Here is a 20,610-nt window from a genome sequence, read left to right as displayed (position 1 = left end):
ATTGGTCCGAGCCCAATGGACGACGGAGGCAGCGCCCCCCAGCCTGTCGACACGCGCAGGCGTGGCGAAAATCAGCCTTTTACGTCGACAACGACCCGGCCCTTGACTTGACCCTTCAGGATATCGCGCCCCAACCCCGGCAGATCCGACAGTGTGGCGGGCTGAACCATCGCCTCAAGCTTGTCCATCGGCAGATCCTTGGCGATCCGCTTCCAGGCGCGCACCCGGTTGTCATAGGGCTGCATCACGCTGTCGATGCCCAGCAGATTGACGCCGCGCAGGATGAACGGCGTGATCAAACCGCCCTCAATTGCCGCGCCGCCCGCAAGACCGATGGCCGCCACAGACGACCCGTATTGCATCTGTTTCAGCACCCGGCCCAGCATTGCCCCCGCGACAGCATCCACGCAGCCACCCCAGAGTTCGGCCTCCAACGGCTTGCGCGTCACTTCCGTCAGCTCTTCGCGCGCAACGATCTGCGTCGCGCCGAGGCTTCGGAGGTAGTCCTCTTGATCGGGCCGCCCGGTGACAGCCGCCACCTGATGGCCAAGATTGGCCAGGATCGCCGTGGCAACAGAACCGACACCGCCCGCCGCGCCCGTCACCAGAACCGGCCCGTCTTTGATTCCCTGATCCTCCAGCGCCATCACCGCCAGCATCGCGGTCAGACCGGCGGTGCCCACCGCCATCGCCTGCCGTGTGTCCAGCCCCTCGGGCAGCGGCACCAGCATATCCGCCTTGACGCGGGCCTTTTCGGCATAACCGCCCCACCGGTTTTCGCCAACGCGCCACCCCGTGAGCACAACCTTATCGCCGGGTTTGTAGCGGGCGTCGTCCGACGCCTCGACCGTCCCGGCAAAGTCGATCCCCGGCACATGCGGGTAAGTGCGCACCAAACCGCCGCCCGGTCCAATGCACAGCCCGTCTTTGTAATTCACGGTAGAATACTCCACCGCCACCGTCACATCGCCGTCGGGCAGTTGGTCTTCGCTGACCTCCTGCACGCTGGCCGATGTCTTGCCGTCTTCGTCCTTCTCAACGAGGAGTGCCTTGAACATGTTACTTTTCCCTTAAAGCCAGAAGTTTTCGTGAACCGTTGCCGCCCGCGCGCCTGCCGGCGTGTCGACCGTCAGCGCGGTGCCGGCATCCCAATGGGTCATGCGGACCATGCCGATGGCAACGTTGGTTTGAAAGTCGGGCGACCATGCCGCCGAGGACACCCGGCCCACCACTTTTTCGCCCGCCCGCACCGGCCAAAACCGGTCGCAGCCCGGCACCGGATCGCCGTCAATCGCAAGCGCGCGGATCTGTTTGACCGGGCCTTCCTTGGCGACCCGCAACAAAGCATCGCGGCCAATGCAGCCAATCGCCGTCTGCGTGTTACAGAACCGCCCCAGCCCGCATTCGTGGGGCGTGTTGTCGTCGGTCATGTCGTTGCCATACGACAGTAATCCGCCCTCGATCCGCTCGATCAGATTGGGGCAACCGGCGTGCACATCCATGCCCCGGCCCGCCTCCATCAGCGCGTTCCACAACGGCATGCCGATGTCTTCGCCCTCGACATAAATCTCGAACCCGCCCTGTTTGGAATAGCCCGAGCGCGCCACAACCATATCGCGGCCCTGGAAATCGAGGTGCATGAAGCGGAAGAACCGAATGTTGCGCACCACGTCGCCAAACACCGCCGCCATCAGATCGTCGGCGCGCGGCCCTTGAATGGCCAGTGGCGAAACGTCGGGTTCATCCACCAGCACATCAAGCCGATAGCCATAGGCAAGCCCCTTGATCCAATAGAGCAAATCGCTGTCGGCGATTGACACCCACCAGCGATCTTCGGCCAGTTTCACCGCCACCGGATCGTTCAACATGCCGCCGGTTTCATCGACAATCGGCACGTAATAGCATTGCCCCGGCAGCATCGCCCGCAGGTCACGCGGGGTGAGCAATTGCATCAACCGCCCGGCGTCTGGCCCGCGCAGTTCGACCTGCCGTTCGCAGGCGACATCCCAGACTTGAACCGCCTCTTTCAGATGGCGATAGTCTTCTTCCACGCTGCGGAACATCGTCGGCAACAGCATGTGATTATAGACGGTATAAGCCTGCACGCCCGCAGCCTCGACCCCATCGGAAAACGGTGTGCGGCGCAGACGCCGCGATTGGGACAACAGTGCCATCGCCCGAGTTCCTTTCAGGTTAACGTGGACCGTGCCAATCGATCTGGCAAATCTCGGCCGAGCGGCCCTCAAAATCCCACACGCGGCCATAGGCCCGCACCCGCGCCTTGGTGGCGGTGGCGACGGTGATGTCGGGGCCCATCCAGTAATCGGTGTTGGTGATCACGGTTTCCTTGCCCTGCGCGTTGGTCACTGGCACCACTTCGCCTTGGATCTTTTTGCCAACCATAAGGCGGCGGGTGGTGCCTTCGGTTTCGAATGAAACCGGCGCGCGTTCGGCCCCGAGAAATTCGCTCACCATGATGCCAAACAGCCCTGTCGTGCCGCGCGCCGCGCCCGAGAAGATGGCGATCAGCGCATCATATGCCGCCGCGCTGGTGCGGTCGTCGATATAGGCGGCGGCCTTCCAGTTGCCGCGGCCCATGTTGCCGGGAATGTCCATGATCAGCCCGACATTGAGGCCCGAGAGATCTTCGTCGCCATAGGAACCTTCGTCGATGCGGACGCCGACCCAAGCCTGGCAATAGCCCTCGGTGGGCGGGTGTTTGCCCAGCGACACAACGCAGGGGCAGAACACCGTGCAGTTGCAGTTCAGGATCAATTCGCCTTTGATCGTCCAGTCCGGAATCGTGGTGGCATCAAGCGCCATGGGGTGTCTCCTCCCGTGTCAGAATAGCGGTAGCATCAGGCCCGAAGCGATCAGCCCCGCGCCCATCGGTTTGGTCAGGTAACGCCCGATGTCGGGCAGTTTTTCCAATGTCATCAGCACCATAGCGAGGCCCATAAAGGCGAGGTTCATCGTGCCGCCGACAAAGCCGAGCGTCATCAGCGCCCAGCAACAGCCGACGCAATCGAGGCCCAATCGCAGGCCGTTGCGCAGCGGACCTTCGTCCCAATGTTGGATGAAAAACGTCAGCGGGGCACGGCAGCGCGACAGGCAGGCGGCCTTCATCGGGCTGAACTGATAGGCCCCCGCGCCGATCAGCAGCGCTATCGTCAGCGGCAGCGACAGGCTTTGGCCCAGCGCGCCGATCAGCCCGAGATCGAACAGCGCGACCTGCGCGGCGGCGGCCAGCGCCGAGAAGCCGATCCAAGCGGTGAGATAGCCGGTGAGGAGCTTGCCAAAACCGGTGGCGGTGACATGGCCGATGTCGTCATAGGTGCGAAAGGCGGGCACAGCCGTCGGGGCCATCATCGCCGCGCTCATCAGCGCCCACATCGCGAAAGCGGTCAGGAACCCGGATGCGCCCAGCGCCCCACCGCAGAGGATTTCGATCAGGGACAGGCCTGTGCCGCCATAGGTCGCCTCGAACGTGCGCAGCTCTTGCGGGATGGCCATCGCGAACAGCGCGACCCAGCCCAGAAGGACGGCCCCGAAGAAGGTGAGCCAGTGCAGCCGGCCGACGGTAATGCCACGTATTGCCTGCATGAACCCTCCCCGTTCTTGCCATGTGCCCCTATTCTGCGGTATAAAATGCCTTACAATTAAATGTAAGACAAATGAAAAAAACCAAGCTAAATCAACGATCCGATCTTCCGGCGCAAATTGCCAAGGCGCTGCGGGATGCGATTCTGACTGGCGAGCTGACGGCGGATGACCGGCTTCCGTCCGAGCAGGACCTGGCCGAAACCTTTGATGTGTCGCGGCCCACGGTGCGCGAGGCGCTCAAGCGGTTGGCGGCGCAATCGCTGATCCGAACTGAGCGTGGGGCCTTTGGCGGGGCCTTTGTGCGGCGGCTGTCTTATGCCGAGGCGCAGGCGCAACATGCCACCACCTCGACGCTGTTGTTGTCGATCAATGAGGTCGATTTTGAGGTCGCCTGCGAAGCGCGTTACGCGATGGAGACCGCCTGTACCGGGCTTGCGGCCAAGCGGCGCAGCGATGAGGATCTTGCTGCGATGCGGGCCGAGATTGGACGGCAGGCGCAGGCCGGACTGAGCGACGAAGATTTCTGCGCCTCCGACGTGGCGCTGCATCGCCGCTTGGTGGATGCGGCGGGCAATCCGATCCTGTCGTATCAACTGGCGGGCGCGGTCGAGGCGATGCAGCCGCTGATGAACATGATCACCTTTTCCGCCCGGTCGCGCGAACAGATCCTCGGGCTGCACGCCCGTCTGATTGACGCGATCGAGGCGCGCAAACCGCGCGAGGCCGACCGGGTGTTGCAGGCGCTTGAGCAATATACGCTTGAGCTGGGGCGCACTTTCATCGCCGCGCGCACACGGGCAAAAACGCCGGATGTCGAATCGCCGCGCAATAGCGCAAATCAACCATAGCGCGTAAGTCAGGTATACCCGACCGGCCGTTTTTCCAAGGTTTTGCAGTAAACCTGTGTTCCCAAAGCAAAACTTTGGGTTGCACCTCTACTTTCGCTATGGTTGAGGGAATCGCCTGATTTTGCTAAGATACCTCTCGTTCTTATAGGTATTTTGCCATGAAATTTTCCACGTTTCCCGCCCCTTCGGGCGGTGCCAAAGCTGCACGCCGAAAAGCCGAAAAATCCGAGGGCTGGTGGGTTCAGTTCGGTGACGATCTGTTCGTCTATTCCGCCAATGACAAATGGTCGGACGTGACCAAGGGCCTTGCCAAACGCAACGCGGCACAGCCCGAGGGATCTGCGCGCAAGGGCAATATGCATCTGGTTGTGCAGAAGGGCCGCACCTTTCAGCAGGCCCATCCCGACATTCCGGTGCTGCTCGACAAGGGGCGCTATTTGGTCATTGATGTCGCGCCCAAGAAGGTGTCGAAGCTGATCCACAAGGATGAGGTTTGTTTCGAGATCCTGCCGCTGGCCGAGAACTCGGTGGCGTTTGAAACCGTTCAGCCCGGCGCAACCCAGCGCAGCAGCGCGGCGGTGGAAAGCGTGGTGAACGCCGTTGATGCCGCGCGGTTTGGCCAGCGTTTGGCGCATCTGACCAGCTATCACACACGGCTGTCGTCCAGCCCGGAGTTTGTGCAGGCGGCGCGATGGGCGCGGGATGAGCTGGCGGCGATGGGCTATGGTGCGGAACTGACCAATGTCACGATCCCCGGCGGCACCTCGCACAATGTGGTGGCGCACAAACGCGGCACCGGGGCCGAGCCGCGCGAATATGTCGTTGTGGCGCATCTGGATTCGGTCAATCACAGCGATGGCCCTGCCGCGCCTGCCCCCGGCGCGGATGACAATGCCTCTGGCTCGGCCGGGCTGTTGGAATTGGCGCAGGTGCTGGCCGGGCGCGACACCGAACATGACATCACCTTTGTGCTGGTCGGCGGCGAGGAACAGGGCCTGCACGGCAGCACGCAATATGTTGCCGGGCTGAGCCAAGGCGACCGCGACGGGATCGCCGGTGTGCTCAACATGGATATGATCGGCACGGTCAATGCGATGCCGCAGGCGGTGCTGCTGGAAAGCCACCCGTTTGCGCAGGATCAGATCGATAAGATGGCCGCCGCCGCTGCGGCCTTTACCAGCCTCACGGTGCAGGTCTCGCTGCTGCCTTTTGCCAGCGATCACATGCCGTTTCTTGATGTCGGCATCCCGGCGGTACTGAGCATCGAGGGCACCGACACCGCCAATTCCGACATTCACACCGGCAATGACACGCTTGACAAGATCGACACCGGCTACGGCGCTGAAATCCTGCGGATGAACGCCGGGTATCTGGCCGAGGCGGCGGTGGTGGCCGACGCGCCCAAACCGAAAGAGGATTGCGGCTGTGGCTGTGGGGGTGGCGAGAGCGCGCAGAGCCAACAGGTCCGCGAATTGGCGCGGCATTACCAGATCCTGATGGCGCAATATGCCCGGCTTGGCCCGTCGGGGTGGCTCTCTAATGAGGACAGGATGACATGGCAGGCGCTGCGATATGCCCATGATACTCTGGTGGCGCGCACTACCTGATAGGGGCGTACCCCCGTGTCACGAAAGGTAAGAGAACCATGACCGATGAAACCAAACTGCAACAAACCTGGGTCGAGATGTCCGAGCTTTCGGGCGACGGCAAAATCGTTCTGAAAAGCCCCGAGGCCGATATCCCCCGCACCCGCGCCCCGCGCCGCCAGCTTGATCTGTCGGGACAGGGCCGCGCCACGCAGATGTCGGGCAGCCCAACCGATGCGCTGGTCGAGGATGGCCGCGGCAGTTGGACCCTCGACGGTGCCTCGCTCGCGCTGCGCCTCAAGGATTGGGAGGGCACGTATGAGATAGAAGAGCTATCTGACGACACGCTGATTTTGCGGCGCCGCTAGGTTTGGCCACCTGAGAGTAAATTTGCCCTGACCCGTGCTGCATTTTCGGCGCGAGATCCCCGAAAGGGGATCGGGGCATCAGGCCTGACCCTTTTTACAGGCGCGGCACCCCCGCGGAAAAGAATTCGTTTCAAAGGAGATTTCCCATGGCTGACGAGACACAGCACAAGCACCGCGATTGCGGTACGATGAAGAACCACCGGCGTTTGCTTGACGAAGACCCCGGTTATGCCCGCAGGCTGGCCCGGATCGAAGAGCACGCCTTTCGTGTGGCGATGAGCGGCCCGGTGATGCGCCCCGGGTGTGTGCGCATTCCGGTTGTCGTTCACGTGGTTCACAAAACCGCCGCAGAGAATATCACACAGGCGCAGATCGACAGTCAGATCGACGTGCTCAACAAGGACTTTCGCAAGCGTAATGCCGATGTGGCCAATGTGCCCGCGCCCTTTGCCCCCTTGGCGGCGGATGCGCGCATTCAGTTCATACTCGCCTCAACCGACCCCGAGGGCAATCCAACCGACGGTGTGACCCGCACCGAAACCAGCAAGACCTCTTTCAGCGGCAACGATGACATCAAGTTCGATGGGCGCGGCGGCAAGGATGCCTGGCCCAGTGACGAATACCTTAACATTTGGGTCGGCAACCTGTCTGGCGGGCTGTTGGGTTATGCCCAGTTCCCCGGCGGTGCAGCGGCAACCGATGGCGTGGTCGTCACCCACACCGGCTTTGGCACCACCGGCACCGCGCGCGATCCGTTCGACAAGGGCCGCACCACGACGCATGAAATCGGCCACTGGCTTAACCTGCGCCACATCTGGGGCGATGACGGCGGCGGCTGCTCCGGCACCGATTTCGTGGCCGATACGCCCAATCAGGGCGGGGAGAACGTGGGCAAACCGACGTTCCCGTCGATTTCCTGCAGCAACGGGCCGAATGGCGACATGTTCATGAATTACATGGATTATGTCGACGATGATACGATGGTGATGTTCTCCGAGGGTCAGGTGGCGCGGATGCACGCCTGTCTTGACGGGGTGCGCAGCACCATCGGTGAGGCGATCTCCTGTGATATCGTGGTCGGTCCGAAAATTCCGATCAAGGAACTGCCAAAGGATGGCCCCAAGGACTTTATCAAGGATCCGATCAAGGAAACCCCCAAGGACGGGCCAAAGGACTTTCCGAAAGACGGGCCGAAGGACTTTCCCAAGGATCCCGGCAAGGATTTCCCCAAGGATCTCCCGTTCGATCCCAAGCCACCCTTTGCCGATCCGAAATCCATTCTGGAGCCGGGTCCAAAAGGGGCCTTCGATCCCGGGCCCAAGGTGCGCGATCCGGGGCCAAAGATTTTCGATCCCGGCCCCAAGATCCTCGACCCTGGTCCGAAGATCCGCGACCCCGGACCCAAGCAGCTTGACCCCGGCCCCAAGATTTTCGATCCCGGTCCCAAGCAGCTTGATCCCGGCCCTATCGGCCCGTTCCCTGGCCCGTTTCCGTTCCCCTTCCCAAGCCCGATGCCTTTCGTGCTTGGCACCGGGGCCGCGCCCGGCCAGCCACAGGTCCAACCTCAGGCGCAACCCCAGCCCCCTGCCCCCGATCAGGGCCAGCAGATGATGTTGCAGCATTATGCGATGATCCTGAGCCAATATATGCAGCTCAATCAGCGCGGTATGCTCGATCATCAGGGGCTTCAGGGCTTCCAGCAGGCCTATGAGGCCTATGTCCAGATGGGCGGGCAATAACCCGCGATGTGACCGATTGCGCCCGGCGGAGCGGTTTCGCCGGGTGCCCCCCACTCAGGCCCGATTTGGACAACCGCCATGATTTTGATCATCACATTTTCCGATAACGACCACGTAGAGCGCGTTTTGCAGCATGTGACCCAGCCCTATACCGTGCTCGATCTCGCCGATTTTCCCCAGCGGGCCAAGCTGCATGCGATGGCCGGGGCGCAGGGCGATGCGCTGTTTATCGACACCAGCGATGGCCAGCGCATAAACCTTGATGAGGTCGGCGCGATCTGGAACCGGCGCATTCGCCCGTTCGAGCTTGACCCCGCGCTGACCGATGACACCAGCCGGATGTTTGCCTGGTCTGAGACGACGGAGGCGGTGAACGGGTTGTGGCACGCGATGGACTGTTTCTGGATGAACCACCCCAACGCCGACGAGGCCGCAAGCCGCAAAATCGCACAGCTGCGGGTGGCGCAACGGCTGGGGATGCGGGTGCCCGACACGCTTGTCACCAACGGGCCCGAGCAGGCGCGTGCCTTTATCGAGGCGCATGAGGCCACCGGCACGATCCGCAAGGCGTTTCGCAACCTGCCCGAGGCCCCGCGTGAGACGATGAAGGTTGGCCCGGATGAATTGGCGCGGCTGGATGCGGTGCGGTTTGCGCCGGTGATCTTTCAGGAATACATCCCGCTGTCGCTCGATATTCGGGTCACGGCGGTGGACGGCGAGATGTTTGCCACCGCGTTTCGCAGCGAGGTCGCGCATGAGGTGGATTATCGCTCGGGCATCGGCACGGCCGAGGTCTTTGCCTATGATCTGCCTGACCAGATCCAGACGCAATTGCAGGCGCTTATGGACCACTTCGGGTTGGTCTACGGCGCGCTTGATCTGCGGGTGACACCCGAGGGCGAGCATGTGTTTTTTGAGGTCAATCCCGCCGGGGAATACGTCTTTGCCGCCGGGCGCACCGGCCAGCCGGTGCCGCAGGCGATTGCCGCAGCGCTTGACCGGAATGCGAAACCGGGGCTGCGGGCGGCGGCGGAATAAACCCCTGTTACCGGGGCATGGGCTGGGGTATCGCTGGGGCAACATGTGCTTCACGGAGATGCCCCGATGCCCCTGCCCCGGATCATGGTTGCGCCCAACGGCGCGCGTTTGCAAAAGGCCGATCACCCCGCGTTTCCGCTGACCCTGCCCGAGATCGTGACCTGCGCGCAGGCGTGTCATGCGGCGGGGGCTGACGGGCTTCACCTGCATCTGCGCGACGCTGATGGCGGGCATCTGCTTGATGCGGGGGCGTATCGCGAGGCTTTGGCAGAACTTTCGCAGGCGGTGCCGGAGCTGACGGTGCAGATCACCACCGAAGCGGTGGGGATTTACGAACCGGATGTGCAGCGCGACGTGGCGCTGACCTCGGGGGCTTCGCTGGTGTCGGCGTCAATCCGCGAGCTGAGCCGGGATACCTCTGCGCCGGTGGCAGACTTCTATAACGCCTGCGAGTCCAAGGGCATCGCCATCCAGCACATCCTGTATGACGTTGAGGATTGCGCGCTGTTGCTGCGCGCATTGCCCGAGGCGCTGTTGCGCTCGGATGCGTTGCAATTGATCTATGTGCTCGGCCGTTACAGCAGCAATGGCCAGTCCACGCCCGAGGATCTGACGCCCTTTACCGACTGGCTGGCGCGCGAAGCCCTGACGCCGGATTGGGCGATCTGTGCCTTTGGCGCACGCGAAGTGGATTGCCTGCTGCACGCCGCATCGCTTGGCGGGAAATGCCGGATCGGGTTTGAAAACTCGCGCCAGTTGCGCAATGGCGATATCGCCCGCGACAACGCGCAAAAGGTGGCGGAACTGGCGGCGCTTTTGCCGCCAGCGTAACGCTTAGTCCTTCTGCGCGGGCGTGTTGACCCCGACCGATTGCAGATACCGGCGAATGTTGCGCGCGGCCTGCCGGATGCGCTGTTCATTCTCGACCATGGCAAGGCGCACATAGCCTTCGCCGCGCGGGCCATAGCCGATCCCGGCGGCCACAGCGACATTGGCATTGGTCAGCAGGGCCTTGGAGAATTCCAGTGACCCCATATGCGCCAACGCGGGCGGCAGTGGGGCCCAGGCGAACATCGATGCCGCTGGCGCGGGAATGTCCCAGCCAGCGCGCGCAAAGCTTTCGACCATCACATCGCGGCGCTTCTGATAGCGGGCGCGGTTTTCGGCCACGATGTCCTGCGGTCCGTTCAGCGCGGCGCAGGCGGCGGCTTGGATCGGGGTAAAGGCGCCGTAATCGAGGTAGGATTTGACCCGCGTCATCGCCGCAATCAGCTTGGGATTGCCGACCGCAAAGCCCATGCGCCAGCCCGCCATCGAATAGGATTTCGACAGCGAGGTGAACTCGACCGCGACATCCTTGCCGCCCGGCACTTCGAGGATCGAACGGGTGGGTTTGCCATCGTAATACAGCTCGGAATAGGCGAGATCCGAGACGACATAGAGGTGGTTTTCCTTGGCAAACGCCACGAGGCGCTCGTAAAACGCAAGGTCCACGGTCTCGGCTGTGGGGTTCGAGGGATAGTTGACCACCAGCACCTTGGGCTTGGGACGACAGTCGGCAACGGCCTTTTCGAGGCTTTCGAAATAGAACTCATCCGGCGTGGTCGGCACCGCGTGGATCGTGGCCCCGGCCATGATAAAGCCGAAGGTGTGGATCGGGTAAGACGGATCGGGGGCCAGCACTACGTCGCCCGGCGCGGTGATCGCGGTGGCAAGGCTGGCGAGCCCCTCTTTCGAGCCCATGGTGACGACAACTTCGGTTTCGGGGTCAAGATCGACGCCAAAGCGATTGCCATAGTAATTCGCCTGCGCGCGGCGCAGACCGGGGATGCCCTTGGACTGGGAATAGCCGTGCGCGTCGGGCTTTAGCGCCACTTCCACCAGCTTGTCGATGACGTGCTGGGGCGGCGGCAGATCGGGGTTGCCCATGCCAAGATCGATCACATCGCGGCCTTCGCGCCGCGCCGCCGCGCGCATCGCGGTGACTTCGGCAATCACATAGGGCGGGAGCAGGCGCAGGCGGTAAAATTCTTCAGACATGGGTTTTTTTCAGGCTTTGTGGCTGTTGCCCAAGGCTTTAACGCCCTCGGCGCCCGGTTGTAAGCCCGTTTTGCATCCACAGCGGTTGCGGAGCCGCAAATCCCGTGGCCAAGCGCCTAGCCCACCGCCCCTAGCGCCAGTGCCGCCATCGCGAGGTAAGTCAGTTGGTGCAAGGTCTGATCGGCCCCGAAGGCACGCCAAAACCCAGGCCGCGTCGGGCCAAGGCGGTGCTTTTGACACCAGCGTTCCTTGCCCCAGTCGAGGTGATAATGCACCACGATTTCCGCCAGAACCAAGCCCGCGACAGCCACGAGGGGCACATTGGCCAGTGCCAGCAGCACAAAGCTCATCCCGCCATGCACCCCGGCATGTGCCAGCCCGCCGGGATGGCCATAGCGGCCCTTGCCGTCGAGCATATAGCGCGTCTGCATCAGGAAATCCGCGAACAGATGCTTGATCTGGAGGCCCGCAATCAACCCCAACAGCCAAAGGACCTCGGCGCTCATGGCGCGATGGCCCGGTAATACGACATGGTGCCGGGCAACAGCAGTGACCCGTCTTTGGCGATGTAGGGGGCGAAAGCCGTGCGGATTTCATCGGCGATGCGCGCCTGCGTGGCCGCATCCGGTTGGCGCAACCGGTAGAGCGTGGAAATCGGGCCGACGTAAGACAGCGACTGCATGAGCGCCTCCATACCTCCGGGATGGCGGATTTCGATGCCCTCTTGCCAGCCCTCGATTCCACTATACCCTGCCGCGTTCAAAACGCCTGTTACATAGGTCACATTGGCAAAAGCCAGCGGCCCCGGCGGCGGGATTTTGCTGGTGGCAGAGGCGGGCAAGGGCGGCAGATGACGCTCGGCCACCTGCATCGGCACCGAGAACCACGGATTGTCGTGATCGGCCCAGCCGTTGAAGGCGATCACCGCGCCGGGGGCCAAGTGCTCGCGGATGCGCGACAGTGCCAGCACCGGATCGGAAAAGAACATCATGCCGACGTGCGCGGCGCAGATATCAAACCCGGTCTCGTCAAGATCGGTGGTCTGGATGTCGAGGTTGCGAAAGCCAAGATTGCCCTGCTTCACCGCCCTGCGCCGCGCCAGATCAAGCAGCGGGTCCGAGATATCAAGCCCCAGCACCGAACCGGCGGGCGCAACAGCCCGCGCCATTTCAAGGCTCAGGGTGCCGGCACCGCTGCCGATCTCAAGCACCCGCGCGCCGGGGGCAAGGGGCAAAAGCGCCAGCAACCGGCGTATCGAATCCGCAAGAAAGGTATCAAGCTGGGTCTGGAAATTCGCCCAATCGCGGCCGGATTGCCCGTTCCAGATGTCGTGCGTGTCCTGATTGCTCATGGCTTGGCCTTTAAATTCTCAGCCAACTTTCTTGAGAATTTCACACGCGGCGTCAAGATCGGGGGAGGTTGTACTTTGGGGAAACTGCGCCACGGCCTTGGCCAGCGCATCGGTGTATTCGGCCCCAAGGCGGCAAGCCGCGCTGAGCGCGCGCAGATGGCAAAACACCGAACCCTGCTCTTGCGCGAGGGCAATGGCGCGGTCGAGATGGGCAAAGCCTTCGCTGTGCTGGCCGCGTTTGACCATCAGTTCGCCGTGCACCCGCAGGACTTCGGGTTTGACCAGATCCTCTTGCGATTTGGCCAGTGCCGTCATCGCCTGTTCGGAATAGTACCACGCCTCTTCGGGTGCGGCGCATTCATCCGCCAACCCGGCCCGCAGCGACAGGTAGAGCGGCAAAAGCATCTGGCTCCCCGACGCGCCATAACTGGAAAACCCGGCGTCGATGTACGCGCGCCCCTGATCGTGATCGCCCATCCGACACAGGCCCCAGCCGCCCAGAATGCGCCCGACACCGGCATGAAAGGGGAATTCATAGCGGTCGGCGTGCGCAGCGGCCTCTTGCGCGGTGGGAATGAGGCGGTCGAAATCCTGCATCAGGTGATAGGTGAAGGCCGAAAAGGTCAGCGAGCGCGCCATTGAAAACGGATGTTCCAGTTTGCGCGCGAGGGCCAGCATCTCGGCACAGCATTGCCGGGACGCGTCGACATCGCCCAGATACCAATGCGCCGAACTGAGATAGGCCATGCAGCCAAGGCCGGGATCATCGCCGTAGCGCTCGGTGTTGTCGGCCCCGGCCCCGCGGGCATATCCGGCAATCGCCGCTTCAAGGTGGTGCCGAGCCAGCCGCAGTTTGCCCCGCATAAACGCCGTGGCCCCCAAGGCGCGGTTGGCCTCGACCGCTTTGTCGGTCTCGTTGTCGCTCTCGCTGGCGAGCGTCATCATGTCTTGCGCCACATCTTCGGCCGCCACGTATTGCGCCGACATCTGGCGGTACATCCACAGGCCGCGCCGCACCGCAAACCTGTCGGACACGTGGCCCAAAGCATCGGCAAGGGGCGCGGCCTCGGCATAAAGGCTGCCCACAGACTCAGACCCATAGCCATCATGCGCCGAGAGCACCGGCCCCAAGGCCAACAGCATCGACAGATGCCGCGCGTCGCGCGCCGTGCCGACCGGCAGTTTGGCCACAAGCGAAAGACCCCGGCGGTAGAGATCGACCGCCTCGCCCAGCGCCGAACGCTGCATGGCGCGGTCGCCTGCCACTTTCCATTGCGTGATCGCCGTGTCGAACCGTTCTGCGGCCGTCATGTGATGGGCAAGGTGGCGGGCGTCATTGCCGGGGCGCAGGGCGATTTCATCGGCAATATCGCCGTGGATCGCCCGCCTGCGTGACCGAGGTTGCGACTGATACGCCGATTCCTGGATCAGCGCGTGGCGAAAGATATAGCGCGCCTCACTGTCATCAAGCGGTTCGATCAGCGCGAGGCGCTCTAGCGCTTCGATCCGCGCCGTCAGATCCGCAGGGTCAAGGCCCGTCACCCGCGCCACCAGATCGCGGTCGAACACCCGCCCGATGCAGCTGGCGGCCTGCGCCACAGAGCGCGCCTCGCCCGCCGATTCAAGCCGCGCCGAGAGCACGCCTTGCAGGGTTGCCGGGATCTCGATCGTGGCGGCATCTTCGCTGCCCTCGGCCGCGCGCTTGATCACGTCGCGCGTCAGTTCCGCCACAAACAGCGGCACCCCGTCCGAGGCCTCGACAATCTTTTCGCGCACCGTTGGCGTCAGCGGCAGATCAGCGGCCAGATGCTTGACCATCCGTTCGGCGGCGGTGCGTGCAAGGCGGGTCAACTCAAGCTTGCGCGCCCCGGCCCCGGCGCTCCATGCGGGCGTAAAATGGGGCCGCGAGGTTGCCAGGATCATCAACGGCAGATCGCGACAGGTCTCTATCAAGGTGCCCAGCAATTGCTCGGTAAGGGGGTCGGTCCAATGCATGTCTTCCATGACAAGCAGTGTCGGTGCCCGCGCACAAAGCGCCCGCAGATCCTTGGCGATGGCGCCAAACCATGTGGCGCGACGCAGGTCGGCGTTTTGCCCGACAGGGGCGGGTTCAAGATCCAACAGATCGCCGAGACTGTCGAAATAGACCTCTCGCGGCACCCCATTCGCCGCCGCCATCGCGGCAAAGGCCGCGCGCCGCACGCCGCGCGGGGCATCCGGGCGCACCCCGGCCCGTTCGCAGAACCAGGCGACAAAGGGATAGAGCGTGGCATTGTCATTGAACGGCCAGCATTGCAGTTCGAAATCCTGCCCCCCCGCCGCACGGCAAATGCGCAGGAAGTGGGCGGTCGTGTGGCTTTTGCCAATGCCCGCCTCGCCGACCAGCGACACCAGCCGCATGCCTTGCCCAGAGCCCGCCTCGTGCCACCAGCCCTCGAGCCGCGCCAGCGGGCGGGCGCGGCCCTCAATCGGGGCTTCGCCCAGACGTGCGATCCGGCCATGGCCCGGCGTTTGCAGCGAGGCATTCTCAAGCCGCCAAACGCCGACCGGGCTGGCAAACCCTTTGACCGCATGCACCCCAAGATTGACCTGCGCAAACCGGGGGGCGGGCAGCAGGGCCGACGTGGCGGAGCAGATCATGACCTGTCCGGGGCTCGCCAGCTGCTCAAGCCGCGCCGCCAGATTGGGCGTTTTGCCAAATACGGTTTCAAGCTGCCCAGACCCGGATTCCAATGTACGCCCCGCCAGCACCAGCCCCGAGGCCATGCCCACGCGCACCTCAAGCGGGCGTCCGGTGGGGGCCTTGATCCGTTGGACCGCCTTGACCAAAGCGAGCGAGGCATGGGCGGCGCGCTGCGGCGCGTCCTCAAAGGCGCGTGGCCAGCCGAAATACACCAGAACGCCGTCGCCAAGGTAATTGCCGACATGCCCGCCCCAACGGTCGACCACGCTGCGGCAGGTTTCCACGAACCGGGCAATCAGCGCCTCAAGGTCTTCGGGGTCCATTGCCGTGGCCAGCCCGGTGAAATCAACCAGATCGCAGAACAGCACAGTGATATGTCGCCGCTCGCCTGCGTACTGCGCCGGGCCACCTGCAGCCACCGCGCGCGGCGCATTCGGCGCAACAGGATCGGCCGCGTTCATCCCGGCAATCGCCTGCAACACCCGTTTGCGCGCGCCCAAGGGCAAGCCGATCTCGCGCAAATCCTCATCGGTCAGCGACCCGAGGATATCGAGACCGATGTCATGCTCGGCAAAGCGAGCCGCGTATTTCGCGAGTCCGTGGCTTTGGAGCCAGTCTTCAACCTGCAATCGGGACCCCCGCCGATTAACTTTCACAATTGCTGAACAACGCAAAAACTTTTAAAGTGACATGCGTCACACCTATACATCTTAAAAATTGATTACGATATACAGGAAACTCGTTTTCTCGGTGCTTTCGTGGCAAGCTGCACCGCAGCGGAGTACGGACAGATGCACAATCGCAGACAGATGTTGGCACTGGGGGCTGTGGGGGCCGCGCTTGGCGGCGCGGCGGCTTTGGCCTGGTCGGGGCGTGCGGTGGCGGATGCGCTGACGGGGTTTGGCCTTGGTGGCCCCGGCGATCTGGTCAATCCGCCGGAAATTCAGAGCAAAAATGGCGTTTTGCAGGTCACGCTTCGGCCCACTTTGGGGCAGGGTTTGGTGAATGATCAGCCGCGCAAACTGCGCCGCTACAACGATGGTCTGCCCGGCCCAACGCTGCGGGTGCGGCCCGGCGACCTGATGGAAATCAGGCTCGAGAACGGCCTGCCGCCCAACCCGGACGATCTCGCTGCGGTTGCACATTCCGGCGCGCAAAGCACTGGCCACACAGAGGCGGTGCATGTCGCGCCGCATGACCTCAACACCACCAACCTGCATTTCCACGGTATGCACGTCAGCCCCAAGGGCGACAGCGACAATGTGTTTCTAACCGTCGAACCCGGCGGCACGTTCAACTATCGCGTGCAGATCCCCGACACCCATCCGACCGGCAGCTTTTGGTATCATCCGCATTGGCACGGCTCGGTTGCCGCCCAAATCGGCACCGGCATGGCCGGGCTGATCATCGTCGAGCCGGAGGGCTATCTGCCCGAAGGTTTGCCCGAACGGCAGATTGTGATCCAGACCGTGATTGGCAGCGATGAAGCGGCATTTGACGACCCCGAACAGTTCATGTCGCTGCAAGCACCGCGCATCTTTACCCTCAACGGCCAGTACCGCCCGACCATTCGGCTGCGCCACGGCGAACGGCAATTCTGGCGCATCCTGCTGGCGAATGATTTTCAGTTTTGTCCGCTTAATTTCAAGGCAATGGGGCTGAAAGCGCTGCTTGTGGGCCGGGATGGCACCCCTTTGACCACGCCGGAGGCGGTGGAAGACGTGCTGCTCTCACCTGGAAACCGAATCGATGTGGTTGTCGAAGGCCTCGCGCCGGGGCTGCATGACATGTTGCGCCAACCCTATCGGCACGGGTTGGTCGATCTTGACGCGCGCACGATTGGGCAGGTGCATGTGGAGGTCGGCAGCGGGACGTCCGATCTCATGCCCGCCGGCGCATCCGCCCCGCCCGACATCACCGACGCGGAAATCGTCCGCCGCCGGACCGTGGTGCTGGGCGAGACGAAAAATCCGCGCGCGGTGTTTGATCTGGCATTTACCATCGACGGCAAGTCCTATGACCCCGACACTTGGCACCTAGACCCCAAGCTCGACACTGCAGAGGAATGGACCTTCGTCAACACCACCGCCTATCCGCATCCGATGCACATCCACATCAACCCGTTTCAGGTGGTGGCGATCAACGGCACGCCTGAGCCCGCGCGCCCGTGGTATGACACCTTTGTTGTGCCCGCCGCCGGGACGCTGACCATCCGGTCTCGGTTCGAAGATTTTGACGGCGATTTTGTCACCCATTGCCACATCCTGCCGCATGAAGACGCGGGCATGATGATGAACGTAAGGATTTTGCCATGACCCTTTTGCGCCCTGCCCTTCTGGCCCTCACCCTGTTTGCCGGTCCCGCGTTGGCCGAACCATCGGTCGACGCCCAGACCTGTCTTAGCTGTCATTCGGTCGACGGGGTGGCGCATATTAACCATGTGCCGATCATTCATGGCCAATCGCAGACCTATCTGGTGAACGCCCTGCACGCCTACAAAACCGGAGACCGCAGCGGCGGCACGGCGGATGTGATGCAGGCGGTGGCGCGGCAATTGAGCGAGGCGCAGATCAACCAGTTGGCCGGGTTCTTTGGCTCCGATGTCTCGGTGGTGCAGACCGCGCCGATTGCGCATCTGATCAAGGCCGCCGCCGAGGGGGCCGAGGACCGGCTGGTATACCTTAATACCCGCGAAGGCGCGGCGCGGCTGGTTGAGAGCCAGTTCAACCTCGATTATTTCATGGTCGCGCCATACGTCGAGAGCGAGAAATTCCTCACCTTCTGTTCGATTGCCACGATGGCGGCGGTGCTGAACTCCTTTGGCGACGCGTTGCAGCGGCCAATTGACACCGCGCGCTATCCCTATCCGTATTTCACCCAAGACAATATCTTTAACGCCGCCAACCAGCAGGTCAAAACCTTTGAAAAGGTGGTGACAGACGGGCTTACGCTTGAGCAGATCGGGCTGTATCTGACGCATCTTGATGTGCAGGTGGATACGATCTTTGCCGAGGACAACAGCCTTGAGTTGATGCGCAATGCCATCCTTGAGGGGCTGTCGGACCCCGGCGCGCGGGTGATCCTGAACTACAATCGCGGCATTGTCGGGCAGAACGGCGAAGGCCATGTCTCGCCCATCGCGGCCTATCACGAGGCCAGCGATTCCGTGTTGGTGCTGGATGTGGCGGGGTACAAATACCCGCCGTCGTGGATCCCGATGTCGCTGCTGTATGAGGCGATGCTGGATAAAGACAGTTCGTCCAACCGCTCGCGCGGGCTCGCCATTGTGAGGACGTTTTAGATGTTTGCCCGCCGCGATGTGATCCGCATTCTTGGGGCGGCGATGGCGCTGGCCCCGGCGGGGGCTTCGGCGCGTTTGGGGGTTGAGGATGATCTGGCGGTGTTTCGTGACATCATCCGCGCGATTGGCGGCACCACCTATATCCCCACCCTGCTGACCGAGGCTTGCGAAACCGAATTCGCCCGCGCCTTCGGGGTTGAGGCGATGTTTTCGCTGGTGGCCTTGGCGCGGCGGCGGCCTGATCTTGAGGCGATGAGCGCGGCGGCAAGCACGCTGGCCGGCGACCAAATGCGCTGGATCGCGGCGTTTCTGTACACTGGCGAGGTTGATGGCGAGGTGCGCTATTACGATTACTGTCTGGCCTGGCAATCGCTGACGTTTGCCACTGCGCCGGGGCTGTGTGGCGGGCCGTTTGGCCATTGGGTGGAGCCGCAACGATGAGCAACCCAGTGCCCGAAAACGTTGATGTGCTGGTGGTTGGCGCCGGCATGGCCGGGTCGCATCTGGCGCTGGAGTTGGCGCAGGCCGGGCGGCAGGTCACGGTGCTTGAGGCCGGGCCGAAAAAGCCGCGCCACGACTGGATGTCGGTCTTTACCAACAACCCGGTGAAAGGCCCACAGGCCCCCTATCCGTCGAATGCCTGGGCGCCGCATCCCGAAGATGGCGGCTATGGCACGTTCTACGATCAGGCCGGGCCGATGGAGTTTGTCGGGGCGTACCTGCGGATATACGGCGGCTCGACTTGGCATTGGACCGGCTTTGCCGACCGCCTGCGCCCCGCCGATTTCCGAATGAAGACCGACTATGGCGTCGCTTTGGATTGGCCGGTGACTTACGAAGACCTAGAGCCGTATTACGTGCGCGCCGAGAAGATCTGGGGCGTGGCGGGCAGTATGGACCACACTTGGGGCGCGCCGCGCAAAGAGCCCTATCCGATGCCGCCAATCCCGGCGTCGTTTATGGATGGGCAGGTGGATATCGCGCTTAGGCAGATGGGGCTGCACTCCGGCATCTTTTCCCACGCGCGCAATTCGGTGCAATTCGATGGCCGCCCGCCCTGCTGTGGCAACAACACCTGCGTGCCGATTTGTCCGGTGGGGGCCAAGCTTGACGGCTCGGTGATTGCCGACAAGGCCGAAGCGGCGGGCGCGCAGATCATCACCGAAGCGGTGGTGACAATGATCCACATCGGCGCGAATAAGCTGGTGAGCGGTGTCGACGTGCGCCGCCCCGACGGGACCGAGACGCGGGTGACGGCCAATGTCTATGCGCTTTGTTGCCATGCGATTGAAAACCCTCGGCTTTTGCTGATGTCGGCGCAGGAAAACGCGCCGAATGGCGTGGCCAATGGCTCGGATGCTGTCGGGCGTTACCTGATCACGCAGGCCAATCAAGACACCCAAGGTGTGACCCGCGATCCGGTATTTCCGTACCGTGGCCCGCAACAAACCAGCGGGTTGATCGAACTGCGCGACGGCGATTTCCGATCGTCGCACGCGGCAATTGGCACCAGTTTCATGAACTCCGGGCACAGCGGCAATTCCGACGCGACCAATGTGGCGAAAGCGCTGATTGCGAAGGGGATGATGGGACAGCCTTTGGCGGCTGAGATCAACCGGGTGGTGTCGCGCCATCTGCGGCTCAATTCCAGTGGTGAGATTCTGCCGGACGCCAACAACCGTCTGACGCTGTCGGAGGAGCGCGACAGCGCCGGGCTGCCGAAATCGCGGATTGCCTATAGCATCGACGATTATACCCGTGCGGGCATGGATATCTCATTGGAAATCAACAAAAAGGTGCTGGAACTGCTGCATGCCACCGAGATCAAATCAGACGAGGTTTACCTGTCCAACGCCATCATCGGCGGCACGGCGCGGATGGGCGATGACCCGGATGCATCGGTGGTGAATGCCGAGCAACAATCGCACCAGCACCGCAATCTGTATGTCATGGGGTCGTCGGCGCATGTGACCATGCCGGTCAACGCGCCGACCCTGACGATTGCGGGTCTGGCGATGCGCACGGCGGAGCATATCTTGCGATAAACCGCCGT

General features: G+C 62.8%; 18 protein-coding genes. 10 read left to right on the top strand and 8 right to left on the bottom strand.

The features are described from left to right. Positions 1–71 precede the first annotated feature (71 nt). The 4 genes from ACW9UO_RS13820 to ACW9UO_RS13805 are packed head-to-tail and all read right to left on the bottom strand — an operon-like array spanning position 72 to position 3,603. Positions 72–1,058: an oxidoreductase gene (locus tag ACW9UO_RS13820; protein ID WP_457086372.1), complete on the bottom strand. Its 987-nt coding sequence runs from the start codon at positions 1,056–1,058 to the stop codon at positions 72–74. A 12-nt stretch (positions 1,059–1,070) separates the two neighbouring features. Beyond that, entirely contained in the window at positions 1,071–2,174 is a 1,104-nt protein-coding gene (locus tag ACW9UO_RS13815) for a dimethylsulfoniopropionate demethylase (protein ID WP_457086371.1), read from the bottom strand. 19 nt (positions 2,175–2,193) lie between these two features. Beyond that, complete coding sequence (locus tag ACW9UO_RS13810) at positions 2,194–2,823, bottom strand: DUF1326 domain-containing protein (protein ID WP_457086370.1); 630 nt, start codon at positions 2,821–2,823, stop codon at positions 2,194–2,196. An 18-nt stretch (positions 2,824–2,841) separates the two neighbouring features. After that, positions 2,842–3,603, bottom strand: coding sequence for a DUF2182 domain-containing protein (locus ACW9UO_RS13805; RefSeq protein WP_457086369.1), 762 nt, complete (start codon positions 3,601–3,603; stop codon positions 2,842–2,844). A gap of 71 nt (positions 3,604–3,674) precedes the next feature. On the opposite strand from ACW9UO_RS13805, the gene ACW9UO_RS13800 reads away from it, so the two are divergent. From ACW9UO_RS13800 to ACW9UO_RS13775, 6 genes are all read left to right on the top strand, one after another. Further along, a complete protein-coding gene (locus ACW9UO_RS13800; protein ID WP_457086368.1) occupies positions 3,675–4,451 on the top strand; it encodes a FadR/GntR family transcriptional regulator in 777 nt (258 codons plus the stop codon). Positions 4,452–4,609: 158 nt separating this feature from the next. Beyond that, entirely contained in the window at positions 4,610–6,058 is a 1,449-nt protein-coding gene (locus ACW9UO_RS13795) for a M28 family metallopeptidase (protein ID WP_457086367.1), read from the top strand. A gap of 38 nt (positions 6,059–6,096) precedes the next feature. Further along, positions 6,097–6,405 (top strand): hypothetical protein, encoded by a 309-nt coding sequence (locus tag ACW9UO_RS13790; protein ID WP_457086366.1) that lies wholly within the window; start codon positions 6,097–6,099, stop codon positions 6,403–6,405. A gap of 146 nt (positions 6,406–6,551) precedes the next feature. Then, positions 6,552–8,144 carry a zinc metalloprotease gene (locus tag ACW9UO_RS13785; protein WP_457086365.1) on the top strand — a complete coding sequence of 531 codons (1,593 nt, stop codon included), beginning with the start codon at positions 6,552–6,554 and terminating at the stop codon, positions 8,142–8,144. Positions 8,145–8,222: 78 nt separating this feature from the next. Next, positions 8,223–9,182: an ATP-grasp domain-containing protein gene (locus tag ACW9UO_RS13780; RefSeq protein WP_457086364.1), complete on the top strand. Its 960-nt coding sequence runs from the start codon at positions 8,223–8,225 to the stop codon at positions 9,180–9,182. A 66-nt stretch (positions 9,183–9,248) separates the two neighbouring features. Next, complete coding sequence (locus ACW9UO_RS13775) at positions 9,249–10,013, top strand: 3-keto-5-aminohexanoate cleavage protein (RefSeq protein ID WP_457086363.1); 765 nt, start codon at positions 9,249–9,251, stop codon at positions 10,011–10,013. A gap of 3 nt (positions 10,014–10,016) precedes the next feature. Here the strand turns inward: ACW9UO_RS13775 and ACW9UO_RS13770 are convergent, their stop codons facing one another. The 4 genes from ACW9UO_RS13770 to ACW9UO_RS13755 form a co-directional block, all read right to left on the bottom strand. After that, positions 10,017–11,222, bottom strand: a complete 1,206-nt coding sequence (locus tag ACW9UO_RS13770) for an LL-diaminopimelate aminotransferase (RefSeq protein ID WP_457086362.1) — start codon at positions 11,220–11,222, stop codon at positions 10,017–10,019. Positions 11,223–11,338: 116 nt separating this feature from the next. Next, entirely contained in the window at positions 11,339–11,728 is a 390-nt protein-coding gene (locus tag ACW9UO_RS13765; protein WP_457086361.1) for a DUF3307 domain-containing protein, read from the bottom strand. Next, complete coding sequence (locus ACW9UO_RS13760; protein ID WP_457086360.1) at positions 11,725–12,573, bottom strand: class I SAM-dependent methyltransferase; 849 nt, start codon at positions 12,571–12,573, stop codon at positions 11,725–11,727. The genes ACW9UO_RS13765 and ACW9UO_RS13760 overlap by 4 nt, the downstream gene beginning before the upstream one ends. 18 nt (positions 12,574–12,591) lie before the next feature. Continuing rightward, positions 12,592–15,885, bottom strand: coding sequence for an adenylate/guanylate cyclase domain-containing protein (locus tag ACW9UO_RS13755; RefSeq protein ID WP_457086359.1), 3,294 nt, complete (start codon positions 15,883–15,885; stop codon positions 12,592–12,594). A gap of 180 nt (positions 15,886–16,065) precedes the next feature. On the opposite strand from ACW9UO_RS13755, the gene ACW9UO_RS13750 reads away from it, so the two are divergent. Genes ACW9UO_RS13750 through ACW9UO_RS13735 form a run of 4 tightly spaced genes read left to right on the top strand, consistent with a single transcriptional unit; the run spans position 16,066 to position 20,602 of the window. Further along, the gene (locus tag ACW9UO_RS13750) at positions 16,066–17,571 is read left to right on the top strand and encodes a multicopper oxidase family protein (RefSeq protein ID WP_457086358.1); all 1,506 of its coding nucleotides are present in this window, start codon (positions 16,066–16,068) and stop codon (positions 17,569–17,571) included. Then, the gene (locus tag ACW9UO_RS13745) at positions 17,568–18,557 is read left to right on the top strand and encodes a phytochelatin synthase family protein (RefSeq protein ID WP_457086357.1); all 990 of its coding nucleotides are present in this window, start codon (positions 17,568–17,570) and stop codon (positions 18,555–18,557) included. The genes ACW9UO_RS13750 and ACW9UO_RS13745 overlap by 4 nt, the downstream gene beginning before the upstream one ends. Then, complete coding sequence (locus tag ACW9UO_RS13740; RefSeq protein ID WP_457086356.1) at positions 18,558–18,998, top strand: hypothetical protein; 441 nt, start codon at positions 18,558–18,560, stop codon at positions 18,996–18,998. It abuts the gene before it with no gap. Further along, positions 18,995–20,602 (top strand): GMC family oxidoreductase, encoded by a 1,608-nt coding sequence (locus ACW9UO_RS13735; RefSeq protein WP_457086355.1) that lies wholly within the window; start codon positions 18,995–18,997, stop codon positions 20,600–20,602. Before ACW9UO_RS13740 ends, ACW9UO_RS13735 begins: the two co-directional genes overlap by 4 nt. Positions 20,603–20,610 lie beyond the last annotated feature (8 nt).

This window comes from Marinovum sedimenti (genome assembly GCF_054052205.1).
This window is presented reverse-complemented; position numbering and strand designations above follow the sequence as displayed.